The sequence below is a fragment of the Endozoicomonas sp. Mp262 genome (assembly GCF_025643335.1).
In the GTDB taxonomy this organism is placed as follows: Bacteria; Pseudomonadota; Gammaproteobacteria; order Pseudomonadales; family Endozoicomonadaceae; genus Endonucleibacter.
In genome coordinates this window covers 2,290,585-2,306,027 of sequence record NZ_CP092489.1, presented here as the reverse complement: position 1 = coordinate 2,306,027, position 15,443 = coordinate 2,290,585, and the positions used below count along the sequence as shown (strand labels likewise).

14 protein-coding genes are annotated in these 15,443 nt (G+C 47.3%); 5 read left to right on the top strand and 9 right to left on the bottom strand.

Annotation, left to right across the window (positions count from 1 at the left end):
- The first annotated feature begins 66 nt into the window (after nt 1-66).
- Nucleotides 67-1,470 (top strand): ATP-dependent RNA helicase RhlB, encoded by a 1,404-nt coding sequence (gene rhlB / locus MJ595_RS10200; RefSeq protein WP_263322207.1) that lies wholly within the window; start codon nt 67-69, stop codon nt 1,468-1,470.
- Between the two features lie 385 nt (nt 1,471-1,855).
- Complete coding sequence (locus MJ595_RS10195; protein ID WP_263322206.1) at nt 1,856-3,259, top strand: PhoH family protein; 1,404 nt, start codon at nt 1,856-1,858, stop codon at nt 3,257-3,259.
- Between the two features lie 25 nt (nt 3,260-3,284).
- Here MJ595_RS10195 and MJ595_RS10190 read toward each other — a convergent pair whose 3' ends face one another.
- Complete coding sequence (locus MJ595_RS10190; RefSeq protein WP_263322205.1) at nt 3,285-3,914, bottom strand: flavin reductase family protein; 630 nt, start codon at nt 3,912-3,914, stop codon at nt 3,285-3,287.
- A 79-nt stretch (nt 3,915-3,993) separates the two neighbouring features.
- Here MJ595_RS10190 and gdhA point away from each other — a divergent pair, with 79 nt between their 5' ends.
- Entirely contained in the window at nt 3,994-5,340 is a 1,347-nt protein-coding gene (gene gdhA, locus MJ595_RS10185; RefSeq protein ID WP_263322204.1) for an NADP-specific glutamate dehydrogenase, read from the top strand.
- 490 nt (nt 5,341-5,830) lie between these two features.
- Nucleotides 5,831-6,610, top strand: a complete 780-nt coding sequence (gene yaaA, locus MJ595_RS10180) for a peroxide stress protein YaaA (protein ID WP_263322203.1) — start codon at nt 5,831-5,833, stop codon at nt 6,608-6,610.
- A gap of 173 nt (nt 6,611-6,783) precedes the next feature.
- On the opposite strand, the gene MJ595_RS10175 is transcribed toward yaaA, so the two are convergent.
- The 3 genes from MJ595_RS10175 to MJ595_RS10165 form a co-directional block, all read right to left on the bottom strand.
- Nucleotides 6,784-7,368 (bottom strand): hypothetical protein, encoded by a 585-nt coding sequence (locus MJ595_RS10175; protein ID WP_263322202.1) that lies wholly within the window; start codon nt 7,366-7,368, stop codon nt 6,784-6,786.
- 133 nt (nt 7,369-7,501) lie between these two features.
- Nucleotides 7,502-8,818 (bottom strand): OmpP1/FadL family transporter, encoded by a 1,317-nt coding sequence (locus MJ595_RS10170; RefSeq protein WP_263322201.1) that lies wholly within the window; start codon nt 8,816-8,818, stop codon nt 7,502-7,504.
- A 381-nt stretch (nt 8,819-9,199) separates the two neighbouring features.
- Nucleotides 9,200-9,826 (bottom strand): trimeric intracellular cation channel family protein, encoded by a 627-nt coding sequence (locus MJ595_RS10165; protein WP_263322200.1) that lies wholly within the window; start codon nt 9,824-9,826, stop codon nt 9,200-9,202.
- Between the two features lie 169 nt (nt 9,827-9,995).
- Here MJ595_RS10165 and MJ595_RS10160 point away from each other — a divergent pair, with 169 nt between their 5' ends.
- The gene (locus MJ595_RS10160; RefSeq protein WP_263322199.1) at nt 9,996-10,613 is read left to right on the top strand and encodes a trimeric intracellular cation channel family protein; all 618 of its coding nucleotides are present in this window, start codon (nt 9,996-9,998) and stop codon (nt 10,611-10,613) included.
- Between the two features lie 88 nt (nt 10,614-10,701).
- Here the strand turns inward: MJ595_RS10160 and MJ595_RS10155 are convergent, their stop codons facing one another.
- The 5 genes from MJ595_RS10155 to MJ595_RS10135 form a co-directional block, all read right to left on the bottom strand.
- Nucleotides 10,702-11,199, bottom strand: a complete 498-nt coding sequence (locus MJ595_RS10155; protein ID WP_263322198.1) for a TIGR00645 family protein — start codon at nt 11,197-11,199, stop codon at nt 10,702-10,704.
- Between the two features lie 151 nt (nt 11,200-11,350).
- Nucleotides 11,351-12,073: an amino acid ABC transporter ATP-binding protein gene (locus MJ595_RS10150; RefSeq protein ID WP_263322487.1), complete on the bottom strand. Its 723-nt coding sequence runs from the start codon at nt 12,071-12,073 to the stop codon at nt 11,351-11,353.
- Between the two features lie 34 nt (nt 12,074-12,107).
- Complete coding sequence (locus tag MJ595_RS10145) at nt 12,108-13,193, bottom strand: amino acid ABC transporter permease (protein ID WP_263322197.1); 1,086 nt, start codon at nt 13,191-13,193, stop codon at nt 12,108-12,110.
- Between the two features lie 10 nt (nt 13,194-13,203).
- The gene (locus MJ595_RS10140; protein WP_263322486.1) at nt 13,204-14,316 is read right to left on the bottom strand and encodes an amino acid ABC transporter permease; all 1,113 of its coding nucleotides are present in this window, start codon (nt 14,314-14,316) and stop codon (nt 13,204-13,206) included.
- Nucleotides 14,317-14,396: 80 nt separating this feature from the next.
- Nucleotides 14,397-15,416, bottom strand: a complete 1,020-nt coding sequence (locus MJ595_RS10135; protein ID WP_263322485.1) for an amino acid ABC transporter substrate-binding protein — start codon at nt 15,414-15,416, stop codon at nt 14,397-14,399.
- Nucleotides 15,417-15,443: the final 27 nt, after the last annotated feature.

The window sequence follows — 15,443 nt, the reverse complement described above, 5'->3', positions numbered from 1 at the left end:
GAAGCGACGACAGAAACCACTCGCTTCAAGTCCACTTACTGACAATAATGGAACGAGACTAAAGCATTGAGCGGTTTTCTAGGCATTTTTGGAAAAAAGAAAGATTCTCCCCCAGTCAAAAAAAGTGGGAGATCAGACTCCAGGCAGCACTTCGAAGCGCCCCCCACCTCTGGTAGCCATTCACCAAAAGCCAGATCTCCCCGTAGCCATAAGACAGGAAAAGCCAGGCACTCCTCTCATCACAAACATCAACAACCCGCCTGGGATATCAGCCAGTTCAAAGTGGAACCCGAAGCCGACAAAACCCGTTTCCACGACTTTGAGCTACCTGATGGCCTGATGCATGCCATTCAGGATTTAGGTTTTAAATACTGCACACCTATCCAGGCAGAGGTACTGGGTAGCACCCTGGCCGGACGGGATGCCATTGGCAAGGCTCAAACGGGAACCGGCAAAACAGCCGCTTTTCTGCTGAGTACCATCAAACAGTTAGTAGACATTCCGGCTCCCTCCCCCCGATACCTCGGAGAGCCAAGAGCTGTCATTATTGCCCCCACCCGTGAGCTGGCACTTCAAATTGGCAATGATGCGGAAAATTTAACCAAGCACTTACCCCTTCACGTCGTCACAGTTGTGGGAGGCATGGATTACGATAGACAACGCAAGCGACTCAATGAAAACTATGTTGACATCCTGGTTGCAACCCCGGGACGACTGCTGGATTACTGTGAGCGCAGGGACCTGCACCTGGACCTGGTGGAAACCCTGATTATTGATGAAGCCGATCGAATGCTGGATATGGGCTTTATTCCACAGGTTCGACGTATTGTCCGGATGACACCCCGGCCAGGTGACCGCCAGACACTCCTGTTTTCAGCCACCTTTACCGATGAAGTACTGAGGCTTGGAGAACAGTGGACCTGGCAACCCGTCAAGGTGGAGATTGAACCCGATAGCCTCGCCACCGACACCGTTGACCAAAAAATATACATCGTTACCAGCCAGCAAAAGTACCCCCTGCTTGTTAACCTGATAAACCAAAAACAACTTAAACGGGTAATTGTGTTTACTAACCGACGCGACCAGACCCGGAAGTTGACTGAAAGACTACAGAGAAGTGGTATCAGAGCTGACCAGATTTCCGGGGAAGTTCCCCAGAACAAGCGACTCAGAACACTGGAAAACTTCCGCCAGGGCAACATAGCCGTTCTTGTTGCCACCGATGTTGCTGGCAGGGGTATACATATTGACGGCATCAGCCATGTTATCAATTACCACTTGCCTGAAGACCTTGAAGATTACGTTCACCGCATTGGCAGAACCGGACGGGCGGGTGCCAGTGGCACCAGTATCAGCTTTGCCTGTGAAGATGACTCCTTCCTGATTCCTGACCTGGAAGAGTTACTAGGTGGAAAGATAAACACCAGTTACCCCCCTCAGGAACTGCTGACAAAACCTACTCACGCATAACCTGTAACTGAGTACTAGTGCAGGGAAGCGTGAATATCCATACAACCACTGAATAAGTTGAAGCACTCATATGCATTCCCAGCGGGGACGCTGGGAACGAGGCGCTTATCTTGTATGGATATTAATGCTTGGCTGCACCAGGGAGGAGTGTGGAGTTATTTTCCTTCCACCTCCCTATTCATATGATCTGCATAGAAAAACAGGAAGCTTTACCTTAAGAACGTGGTTAACTTTGTAATATTAAAAAGAACTTATTCATTTTCAAATAGATAACTATCCAATTATTATTTTTTTATTACCTGTATGAATTTAGGCTTGCCCACTCCCCACTTTTAGATAAGAATCAAAGTTGAGTGATCATAAAAAAACGGACATGGAGCCGCCTATGGGAAACGCCTTGGAGACCAGGCCGATCAACTCAAGTAAAACAACCACTTACATACTAGACAGTAATGTCTTAATCCACGACCCTAACTCAATACTCAACTTCGAAGAACATCAGGTAGTTATCCCCATCACCGTTCTGGAGGAACTGGACAAACTTAAAAACGGCAAGCAAACCATTGCAGCGGATTGCCGACAGGCTATTCGGCTTATTGACCATATTCTCGGATCAGCCTCCCCGGCAGAAATCGAAGAGGGAGTGCCCATTGCCCGGGGAGATAAAAGCCCCCCTAATGGTCGGCTGTCCATCCTGATGAATCATGCGCTGGATAATGTCACCACACTACCCACCAGCAATAACGATAACCGGATTATCAACGATATTCTTCAGTACCAACGGGATAATCCAAACCAGCCAGTCACTCTGGTGACCAAAGACATTAATATGCGTCTTAAGGCCAGGGGCTGTGGCATATCAACCGAAGACTACCACAATGACCAGCTGGTTTCGGATATTGGCCTTCTGACCAAAGGCTATATCCACTATCCCGGTAATTTCTGGGACAGGGTGACTCAGGTAAAAACCTGTCAACAGGAAGGAGTTACCACCCATAACCTGTCCAAGGATGAGATAAAGGAAGACCTTTACCTCAATAAGTTCCTGATTGATGACCAGGGATTTATCGCTAAAGTGATCGGGCTGACAGAAACAGAAGTTCAACTGCAACACCTGAGCACTGACAGCCTGATGAACCAGGAGGCCTGGGGATTACACCCCCTTGATATTTATCAGGCCATGGCCCTTAACCTGCTATTGGACCCTGACGTACATCTGGTCAACCTCAACGGTGCCGCCGGATCAGGAAAAACCATCCTGGCCCTGGCCGCCGCCATTGAAATGACCCTGGCCAGTAAACAATACAGGCGAATCATCGCCACCCGTTCCACCCGGGGACTGGATGAGGATATTGGTTACCTGCCGGGAACCGAAGCGGAAAAAATGGAACCCTGGCTTGGTGCCATCACCGACAACCTGGAGGCCCTGCATAGCGATGACGAGTCCACCAATGGCAGTGTGGATTACATCCTGAAGCAAGTACCCCTTCATTTTAAGTCGCTGAATTACATCAGGGGACGAAGCTTTCAGCACAGCCTGATCATTATTGATGAGTGCCAGAACCTGACACCCCATCAAATCAAGACCATCATTACCCGCGCAGGGGTTGGCAGCAAGGTGATCTGCCTGGGCAACCTGGCCCAGATTGATACTCCTTACCTGGCACCCACCAGCTCGGGACTCACCTATATGACAGAGCGTCTGAAGAACTTCCCCAACGGAGGGTCCATACAACTCAAGGGCGTTCCCCGCTCACCACTGGCTGCTTACGCAGAAGCCCATCTCTAGGATTCTGCTGACCTACGATAACAACCTACTGGCCTGTATCTGTTTTGACGGATACAGGCCTCTTTAATTCAAGTCGGTCACGAGTCCTCGTATAGCAACTTCCTTCCATACGCCCTACTGTATCCAATACGGTGACATCCACATAATTACCATCATAAACGGTATCATCCAGATGAATATGACAGATACTTCCCAGAATCAGACTGCCTGCCAGTGGATCATCCCCAAACGGGACAATGTCATGAAGAGTGCACTCAAAATGAACCAACGCTTCCTTAACCGAGGGTGGAGACACTCTGCAGGATGCCATTTCAGTTAATCCCACTTCCGCCATTTCGTTAATATCACTGGCATATGAGGCCGATGTCTGATTCATCTGCTGCAAGGTATCCGGCCCCACAATATTCACCACAAACTCTCCGGTAGACTCAATATTATTAAGGGTATCCTTTCTTTGCCCGTTACCATCAAGTAGTGGTGAAAATCCCAGAACGGGTGGGGCAACACTAACAATATTAAAGAAAGAAAAAGGCGCCAGATTAACCCCTCCCTTTTGATTGATTGTTGAAACCCAGGCAATAGGCCTGGGTGTCACTGTGCTGGTTAATAGCTTATAGATATCTTTGGCTGATACCGTATCCGGATTTATATGCATATGCCCCCCCTTGCCGGTTAAACTCCTCGCTAGGCTTATCATGCCTAAAAAAAGTTACCCGCTGCAAGGTACTCAACCTATGTTCTCAAATCAGCTCGATCTCGATGATTTTATGCATGGCCTGGTGAAACGAAATCCCAATGAACCGGATTTTCACCAGGCAGTCCAAGAAGTTGCCGAAAGTGTCATTCCTTTTATCAACAGGCATCCGAAATATGTCAAAGAACGTATTCTCGAGAGAATGACGGAACCCGACCGCATTATTTTATTCCGAGTGTGCTGGGAAGATGATGAGGGACATATCCGGGTGAATCGCGGCTGTCGTGTCCAGTTTAATAATGCCATCGGCCCCTATAAGGGAGGGCTAAGATTTAGCCCGACCCTTACCCTTGATACCCTGAAGTTCCTCGGCTTTGAACAAACCTTTAAAAACAGCCTGACAACGTTGCCACTGGGAGCCGCTAAAGGGGGGGCTGATTTCAACCCTAAAGGCAAAAGTGACCGGGAGGTTATGCGCTTCTGCCAGTCATTTATGACCGAGTTACATAAACATATTGGTGCCCACACCGATATTCCTGCCGGCGATATAGGCGTCGGAAGCCGTGAAATAAGCTATATGTTCGGGCAGTACAAACGGCTTGAAAATCAATTCCAGGGGGTTCTTACCGGAAAAGGCCTTGAATTTGGTGGCAGCCTGATTCGAAAAGAAGCCACGGGCTATGGCACTGTATTCTTCACTGAAGAACTATTAAAAAAGCACAATCAGGAACTGGCTGGTAAACGCTGTGTTGTTTCAGGCTCTGGCAATGTTGCCCTGTATGCAGCCCAAAAAATTATGCAGCAGGGAGGCTATGTTGTTGCCCTGTCAGACTCATCCGGAAGCATTCATGTACCGGAAGGACTGTCCCGGGAACAAATGGACTGGTTAATCGACCTGAAAGAAAACCGTCGGGGAAGAATCAATGAGTTTGCCGAGCATTTCCATTGCCAGTTCAATCCCGAAACCTCAGTATGGCAATACCCCTGCCAGGCGGCCTTTGCCTGTGCCACCCAGAATGAGTTGCAACTGGAAGATGCAAAAACCTTGATTAAAAATGGCTGTATGGTTGTTGCCGAGGGAGCCAATATGCCCGCCACTCTGGAAGCCAGTCACTGCCTTCGGGAAGCGGGTGTACTGTTTGCCCCGGCCAAGGCTGCCAATGCCGGTGGCGTCGCGGTATCCGGGCTGGAAATGAGCCAAAACAGCATGCGTCTTTCCTGGTCAATTGAAGAGCTGGAAGACCGTCTGCACACTATTATGCGAAAAATCCATGAACAATGTGTAGAGCATGGTCGGGAGGGTGATTACATCGATTATGTAAAAGGTGCCAATATTGCGGGCTTCAAGAAAGTGGCCAATGCCATGTTGGCTTATGGGGTTGTTTAGAGAAAAACCACAAACTCACACCTATACCATACTTTTGACATCCTCCTCCAGCTAGTGCAGCGAAGCGTTGATAGGTATACACCCCGTTCATCCTGAGCTTGTCGAAGGATAGAGTCCCCGCACTTCGACAGGCTCAGTGCGAACGGTGTGTGGTCTTTAACGCTTGGCTGCACTAGATCGCTGGAGGATTCCTGTTACAGGGTGCTACTTTCTCGCGATTTTACACAGGTTTCTGCTTCATGGTTATGGCTTCAAAGAGACTTACATTAACTCCACAGACTTTACTTTCCCTCTGTCCGAGGGTAGGTCACAAGGACAAATACATAGTAGCACTATGGAAAACGAAATTCACCTCCCTGCCAGGTCGCAGGGAGTACTCTTTCGGAAGCAGGATAGGGGCTGCTGAAGAAAACAAATAGCCCCCCCTATCCAAGACCCAGACTCTCATCTACTATGGAAGCTCTTTTACGACTGTTTATAAGGAACCTTTATGCTGCTTGTTGTATCCCCTGCCAAATCTCTGGACTACGAAACACCGGCAGCAACAGGGAACTACACCACCCCTGACTTTATGGATCAGTCCGAGCTGCTTATCAATAAGCTTCGCCAGCTGAGTCCAGCGCAACTGGGCAGCCTGATGAGTATCAGTGACAAGCTGGCACAGCTCAATACAGCCCGATATCAGGCATGGTCGCCCCAATGTTCCCTGACCAATGCCAAACAGGCTGCCCTGGCCTTCACCGGAGATGTTTACGTGGGACTGGATGCCGCCAGCCTGTCTGAAAAGCAACTACAGTTTGCCCAAAAACACCTGCGAATATTATCCGGCCTTTATGGCATCCTCCGTCCCCTGGATCTTATGCAGGCCTACCGTCTTGAAATGGGCATAAAATTCAGCAACCCCAGAGGGAAGGATCTTTATAGTTTTTGGGGGAACCTGATTACAGAAAAGCTGAATGAGACACTGGCTGAACAAAAAAGTCATACCCTGGTCAATCTCGCCTCCAATGAATACTTTAAGGCGATCAAACCAAAGCAGCTTCAGGCCAGAGTGATTACCCCGGTGTTTAAAGACTGGAAAAACGGTCAATATAAAATCATCAGCTTTTACGCCAAAAAAGCCCGGGGTCTTATGTGTCGCTATGCCATTGATAACAGCATTACCCAGGCTGATAAACTCAAGCAATTCGACTATGCCGGCTACCTGTTTAATAAAGACATGTCCACAGACGATAAATGGATTTTTATCAGAGACCAGGTTGATGGTTGATAACTTTTTCTACTGACTGCCCGCCTAAACCGCGCCCGGTTAGAACACCATTATTCGATAGACCTGTGCAAGGCACGCTTTAGGAGCCACTTCGCAGAATAAGCAAGCTATAAATATCCGGTTTTCAAGCTGGGAACGAGATTAATTACGACCTTCACCACCGTTCAGCCAGGCTAGCGCGATGAAGGAATGTTAAGTTTGGGTGAGTCTATCAGCAGATACACCGTCCAGTCGCTGGAGAACAGACCCCCAGTTCGCACTCTTTGCAGGGACCCTCGAGCTTGTCCGTTTAGCAGGTAGTCTGTTTTTTCTCCTTTTTTATCTGGCAAACTACCTGCCTGTACAGACCATGCATGTTCAGCACCTGTCAGGCACTGGCTAATATGCTCCCTGGCACGGTTATACACTTGCTGCGCCGTCAGTTCATCGGGCAATACACGACTGCAAACATAGCTGTACCGGTTAGACCATTGCCAAATCTCACAGCTCCCCTCAATCACCTGATAGCTGCTCTTCCATAAAGTGATCTTGTTGTGAAAGCGGGGTTTCAGGCGAATGGCCTTAAAACCATCCTCACTATTTAAAAATACTTTTTCCAGGGCAGCACAGGCTTTAGCAGTATCAACCGACTCATTAGCTCCAGTGACACTTTTCTCCACCGTGCTACAGCCTGCCAACAGGAACCCGGCCAGTCCCAGTGCCACTATTTTATTTATTACACTTAACATGACGCCTACATCCTTAATCCATTGACTCATCTACAATACCATAGCCCGCTAAATAGGCGTGCCCCCTATGCAAGCCATCCTGTAGACCGGGTTAAAAATAGCCCATAAAAAAACGGCATATAAAAATGCCGTTTTTTTTCACACTGTTACTCGAAAAAATCGATTAGAAGCGGTAGGTCATCTGAGCGGACAGTACCCAGGAAGCCTGGTCTTTGTATTCACCGGTCAGCGTACCATAGCCATCATCAACGGAGCCATCGGTCTCATGAGCATTCTCAGTAATCTTGCCATCTTTCAACATGACGTAAGCAGCGGAGAAATCAAAGGTCATATCCTTTGTTGCGTTCCACTTAGCTCCAGCAGTTAGCCAGTGACGATCATTATCAGGCGCACGAACGGTTCGGTTATCATCTGTAGTTGGAGACTGATCAAACATATAACCGGTTTTTAATGTCCACTGGTCATTCACCTTATAGGCAGTACCAACAGACAGCGCCCAAACATTACGCCAATTCATTGGTACATGTGTTGTGCCATTTTGTAAAGACGTAGCTTCCTTATCAACAATAGTAATGCTATCAAGTTGGCTCCAGCGAGTCCATGCTGCATCAGCCATTACAGTCCACTGCTCATTAAGCTGATGCGTACCACTAAAGATCACACGCTCCGGCATGGTTACTTCGAGTTCTCCTTTGTGCTTGAAATCAAGATTACCGATAAGAGGCACATTGATATTAGTAGCAGTAATATCACCTGTCAGCTTAAATTTGGTAGCTGCATGATAAGAAGCACCTAAGGTTGTAACATCACTTGGCTTCCAGATAACACCAACATTCCATGTGAAGGCAAGGTCATCACCTTTAACAACGGCATCAATATCTTTGAGTTTAACTCCACTAATATTCTTATATTTTTTCTGTGTTAATTCACCACTAAGATAAGACGCTGTCAGACCAATACCAATTGACAAATTTTCCTGAATTTTATAGGCAAAGGTGCTTTGCAGATTAACATTCTCGATAAGAGTTTTATCACCAAAGTAACGACCCGCAAACTCATCGTCATAATCAAGGTTCAAACCAAATGGTGCATAGGCATTCAGGCCAAATGTAAACTTATCATTAACAGGTAAAACATAGTGACCAAAAGGCACTGCCGTTGTTTTTAGAAAGTTTTCACTTTTGGAAGAACTAGCAGGAACATGTGTGTTATCAAAATTCCCATTTTCAAAATTCCCTCCCTCCAGGACAACCGCAGAACCCACAGTAACCTGATGGCTATCCAGCAGGGCAATACCCGCCGGGTTAGCTGCACCAATAGAGGCATCTTCAGCATTGGAAGCACGACCGGCATAGGCTGTCCCCATGGAACTGGCGGAATGCTCATTAACGCTGAATCCGGCAGCCTGGATGAAACTGGCCTGGGTGGCGAGTGCAACAGCGGAAGCAAGGAGAACCTTGCGATTGAATGGGAACTGCATAATAACCCCTAGTGTAAACCCCGAAACCTGTGCGTCCTTTTGTAGAAATGGAAGAGAAGTTGCACAGGGAATATTGTGATCTTCGTCACTTGATTTATAACCGGACTGAATTTTATAGAGGTTTTTCAGATCAGTCTGTTACTTTTTGTTTCAGAGCGTAGCGTTTTAACGACAAAGGTTACATATAACCACCTACCCAAAGCCGCAATAAGCTCAGAATCCATATTATAAATACAGAAAAACCATTATTTATTCAGAAGATATTCTCAGCCAGTTACAATAAAAGGCCAACATTTACACAGCTTTTACATACAAACAGCGGGTTGATAGTTGATGGAAAAGTGTATTTCACCATCAACTATCAACCATCTGCAATAACGCCTATTTCTGGCGTCCATGGAAGTTGGGCAACATAAAGGGAGGCAGGGATATTCCCTTGTACAGGGACAATACCCTGATGGCCAGCACCACAAAAATAGTGAGGGCCGTCAAATCAGCCCCCTGCCCCATAACAGGCTCTAACACGATATAGAGCGCCCCTCCGGCAATGGCTGCAAAGGCATAAATCTCTTTCCTGAGCACCATGGGGACGTCACCCGCTAACACATCCCGCAGCGCTCCTCCACCGCAACCGGTGAGTCCACCCATCATAACAGCGACAATGGGTGATGCACCGAAAGCCAAGGCCTTGCTGGTACCAATAACAGTAAAGACGGCCAGTCCCAGGGCATCCAGCAACTGCAATGGCCAATAAAACTGCTTGTGCCAATGACGCAATGGCAAGGTTACAACTGTGGTTGCAATAACCACCAGTATGTAATTGGTGTCGCCTATCCAGAAAACCGGATTAGCCCCAAGCAATATATCACGAATCGAACCACCACCCACTGCCGTCACAAATGCCAGGACAAAGGCACCAAATAAATCCATATTTTTTCTACAGGCTACTAATATACCAGTGATAGCAAATACGGCCGTTCCCAGCAGATCCGTATAGTAGAAAAGCATTTCGCCCACCATCATCATAATTATTTCTGCGAAAAACGAATTATATGACTTTTCTTCATTTCAAAACACCTGAAACAGCGCTAGTTGTACGTATTAGGAAGCTCAAGACAGTTTGTTACTATCCCGCGCCTTTCAATCTTCTTTGCTTAACCCCACCTGGGAGTCTTTAATGTTGCTGACAGTTTTATACGTTATCGCGATCACTGCTGAAGCCATGACCGGTGCGCTATCTGCTGGCCGCAAAAATATGGATCCGGTAGGTGTCATATTCATTGCCTGTATTACAGCTATTGGCGGCGGCTCAGTAAGGGATATGCTGCTAGGAAGCTATCCGCTCACCTGGATTAAGCATCCTGAATATATCGTTATCACGGCAATAGCGGCAGTGATTACCATACTCCTGAGCCACTACATGAAGAAAATGCTCAAGCTGTTTTTAATTCTTGATGCCATCGGTTTGATCACGTTCAGCATAATCGGCGCCCAGAAGACACTGGACCTCGGGCATGGCTATATCATTGCCGCGATTATGGCGGTCATCACCGGTGTTTTTGGCGGAGTGTTGCGGGATATTCTTTGTAATGACGTCCCCCTGGTCTTCCGAAAAGAACTCTATGCCAGCATATCCCTTGCGGCCATTGGGCTTTATTTTGGTTTAATGATGTTCGACCTTAATCAACCCATTGTCGTAATTATCACTCTGGTTACAGGGTTTACCTTAAGAATGCTGGCAGTGCGATTAAAGCTGGAACTTCCCAAGTTTGACTACCAGGGGCCCTCCCACTGATTACTGCCTGCTTCTCGTTCCCCTGGTAAACCATCAAAGCGCGCCTTGCCCGGATCTATCAAACTGCGATTGTCCGGCTATGCGCGATTTAGCTTTTTTGCCTTTTGGTTATATAGTCAAGATACCCCATACCAAAGGCAGATATAACAAAGGTCAGGTGAATCAGCACATACCACTTGAGCTTTTCATTATCGATATTGCCGGCATCCATAAAAATCTTTAGCAAGTGAATAGATGAAATGGCAACAATGGAGGCAGCCACTTTAGCCTTCAGGGAACCGGAGTCCATTTTCCCAAGCCAGCTGAGCTTTTCCCTGCCCTCTTTAATATCCAGTTTGGAAACAAAATTTTCATACCCTGAATACATCACCATCACCACCAGTCCGCCCACCAGGGTGACATCAATCAGTGATAATGCCTTCAGGGTTACCTCACTTTCACCCATCTCCACCACGTGAGTAATGAGATAAAAGATACTCTGGTAAAACTCCACCAGCAATGCCACCAGCACAAGGCCTAATCCGAGATATATGGGAGCAAGCAACCATCGTATTGAATACATAAGGTTTTCAAATATTTTTTCCATACTTCTTATTTCCAGTTACTGAACCAGTACATCACCAGTGCAGGGAAGCGTAATATCCATACAGTTATTGAGTAAGCTGAAACACCCGTATGCATTCCCAGCGGGGACGCCGGGAACGAGGTGCTTAGCTTGTATAGATATTATATCCGGGCTAGAGTATCTGCCCAAGAAATGCCCGGGTTCGTCCTGAAGCTGGCGCACTGAAAAACACCTCGGGTTCTGCCTCCTCAATAATCTGCCCTTCATCCATAAAGATCACCCGATCTGCCACTGTGCGGGCAAACCCCATCTCATGGGTGACACACAGCATGGTCATACCGTCCTGAGCCAGCTCAATCATAACATCCAGGACTTCTTTAATCATTTCCGGGTCAAGGGCAGAGGTTGGCTCATCAAACAGCATAACCTCCGGATTCATACACAGGCTTCGGGCAATGGCTACCCGTTGCTGCTGCCCACCCGACAGTTGCCCCGGATATTTATCCGCCTGATCCGGTATTTTGACCCGTTTCAGGTATTCCATGGCAAGGGCCTCAGCGTCTTTCACCGGTTGTTTACGAACCCAGATAGGAGCCAGGGTACAGTTTTCCAGCACCGTCAGATGGGGAAATAAATTAAATTGCTGAAATACCATGCCCACTTCGCTGCGAACTTTTTCAATGTTTTTCAGATCCCGGGACAGTAAAGTGCCATCCACAACAATCTCGCCTTCCTGATGGGTTTCCAGACGATTAATACAGCGAATCAAAGTGGATTTGCCTGACCCTGAAGGACCACAGATAACAATTTTTTCGCCTTTTGTTACTTTAAGATTAATATCCCGTAGTACATGAAATTCGCCATACCATTTGTTCAGTCCGCTAATTTCAATGATATGGGATGACTGTTCACTACCCGCATTCATATTTTTATCCTTGCTCTTGCTTCAGCAGCCGCTCAAGACGCTGGCTATAACGGGACATAGCAAAGCAAAATGCCCAAAATACCAGACCGGCAAATAAATAGCCCTCTATCGCATTGCCAAGCCAGTTCGGATCATTCAACCCGGCCTGGACAATCGCCAGTAAATCAAACAGACCAATAATCAACACCAGGCTGGTATCCTTAAACAGGGCAATAAATGTATTAACAATACCCGGAATAACCAGCCGTAATGCCTGGGGCAGGATAATAAATCCCATTCCCTGCCAGTAACTGAGCCCCAGGCTTTCAAATGCCTCAAATTGCCCCTTTGGTATAGCCTGCAATCCTCCCCGAACCACTTCTGCCATATAGGCAGACTGAAACATAATGATACCGATAAGCGCCCTGAGCAGTTTATCAAACACCACTTCTTCCGGAACAAACAGTGGAAGCATCACCGATGCCATAAACAGCACCGTAATCAAAGGGACTCCCCGCCAAAGCTCAATATAAGCGGTAGATACCGCCCGCACCACGGGCATTGAAGAACGCCGACCCAGAGCCAGCAGAACACCAAAGGGAAGAGAGGCAATCATCCCTCCCAGAGCCAACAGCAGTGTCAGCATTAACCCGCCCCAAAGGTGGGTTTCCACCCGTTCCAGCCCCAGAAAACCGCCATAAAGCAGACACCAGGAAACAACGGGCATGGCCAGTAATCCATAGGCCAGGACCTGGGTTTTGAATGGGCTTTTAGGTATAACCAGCCAACTGATGACAACAGCCAGCTGAATAAAAAACACATTGCCACGCCATTGTTCTGTTTCTGGATAGAAGCCATAAATAAATTGATTGAGCCGGGTGGTTACAAAGGCCCAGCAGGCACCCTTTCCTTCACAGTCGTTACTGCTACTGCCAAACCACTGGGCATCTGTCACCCCCCATTGCCATAACGGGGGGATAACCAAATAGGCGCCATAGCAAATCAGCAGTGTCAGAATGGAACTGGCTGGTGAGCTGAATAAGTTTTCAATGAACCAGCCAGAGACACTGCTTCTTTTTAGGGGTGGTTTTCTCGCAGGAATAATTGGCATAGTTAATCTTTTAGCGCTCTACCAACGACATTTTTTTGTTATAAATATTCATAAACAGTGAGACTAACAGGCTGATCAACAAATACACGGCCATTGTCATTGAAATGACTTCCACTGCCTGCCCCGTCTGATTCAGAGTCGTACCCGCAAATACATTAACCAGATCAGGATAACCAATGGCTGTTGCCAGTGATGAATTCTTCACCAGGTTGAGATACTGACTGGTCAGGGGAGGAATAACAACACGCATGGCCTGTGGAATAATAACCAGCCTTAATACCACACCGGGTTTCAGCCCTAAGGCAGTTGCCGCCTCTTTTTGTCCCTTGCTGACAGATTCAATCCCTGCCCTGACAATTTCAGCAATAAACGCTGCGGTATAAATACTTAAGGCCATTAATAAGGCACATAGCTCAGGAATAATGGCAATACCACCGGTAAAGTTAAATCCTTTCAGAACCGGTTTTTCCCAGCTGATTCCCCCATCAATAAAGCTGCCCAGTAGCAAGGGTAGAACCAGAAGTAATCCAACCCATCCCACAAGCCCTGCGATATTCCTTCCTTTAGGATTCAAAATTTTCCGATTCAAATACCAAAGAGAAAAACAAATACCAATAACAGCCACATAACTGATAATAAGCCAGGAGGTATTCCCTTCCATAACCGGGCCAGGAATATAAATACCCCGAACACTCATAAAAATGGCATCACCAAGCGCCAGGCTTTGCCTTGGATGGGGTAATGCCGCCAGCACAGCAAAATACCAGAAGAAAATTTGTAATAGCAGGGGAATATTACGAAATATCTCGATATATGCTCCTGCAAGGCGAGCCAATAACCAGTTTGAAGATAGTCGGGCGATACCTATTAGAAAGCCTAGAATCGTGGCAACAACAATACCCAGCACTGAAACCAGCAGGGTATTAAGAACACCCACCACAAAGGTTTTACCAAAACTATGGGATTCATTGTAATCCACAAGGGACTGGATAATGCCAAACCCGGCCTGTTGCGATAAAAAATCAAACCCGGTGCTGATACCCCTCGATTCAAGATTCATCAGGGTATTATGGATAATCCAGCCACCCGTGGCCAACAAACCCAGAATCAGGAAACCCTGGATCAGAAATGATCTGATCCGGGTATCCCGCCACAGCCTGGCCACGGGATGGGGGCGTTGTACAATCGGTTTCGTCATAGCGCTTATCGAACAGGTGGTGCGTACTGAATGCCTCCCTCATTCCATAAGGCATTCAACCCTCTCTCTATCTTAAGGGGAGAGCCTTTACCCAGATTGAGATCAAACACCTCACCGTAATTACCCACCTGCTTAATAACCTGGTATGCCCAGTCATCATCCAGCCCCAGCCCTTTACCTTGAGGGCCCTCCAAACCTAATAAACGACGAATAGAAGGGTTTTTAGACTTTTTCAGGCTATCCACATTGGCTGAACTGACCCCCAACTCTTCCGCATTTATCATGGCGAACAGGGACCACTTTACAATATTGAACCACTGGTCATCGCCCTGACGAACCAAAGGCCCAAGGGGTTCCTTGGATATGACTTCCGGAAGGACTTGTACCTTATCAGGATGAGTAAGACGAAGTCTCAAGGCATAAAGCTGGGACTGATCCGAAGTCAGGACATCACAGCGCCCTGAATCAAAACCTTTGGCTGTACCATCAGAGGTATCAAATACCACCGGCTGATATTTCATGCCATGTAAACGGAAATAATCGGCCAGATTAAGTTCGGTGGTGGTGCCTGCCTGAATACAAACCGATGCGCCATCCAGTTCTTTGGCACTGCCCACCCCCAGGCTTTTTTTAACCATAAATCCCTGGCCATCATAATAACTGACTCCGGCAAAGTTCAGCCCCAAAGAGGCATCCCGGGTCAGTGTCCAGGTAGTATTGCGGGAAAGCAGATCAATTTCACCGGACTGAAGAGCCGTAAAACGCTCTTTGGCGGTAAGGGGGATATATTTAACTTTTGACGCATCTCCCAGCGTTGCTGCAGCCACTGCCCGACAAATATCCACATCCAGGCCTGACCACTTGCCAGAAGCATCAGGGCTTGAAAAACCGGATAACCCTGTATTAACGCCACAGGTCAGAAATTTCTGCTCCTTTACATCAGCCAGCGTTCCCGCCAGGGCGCTGTTTGCCATTACAGCTAACAGTCCCGCAAAAACAACGGATATTCCTGTTTTTTTCTTCATAATACGATCTGACCCCATTTTTATTCT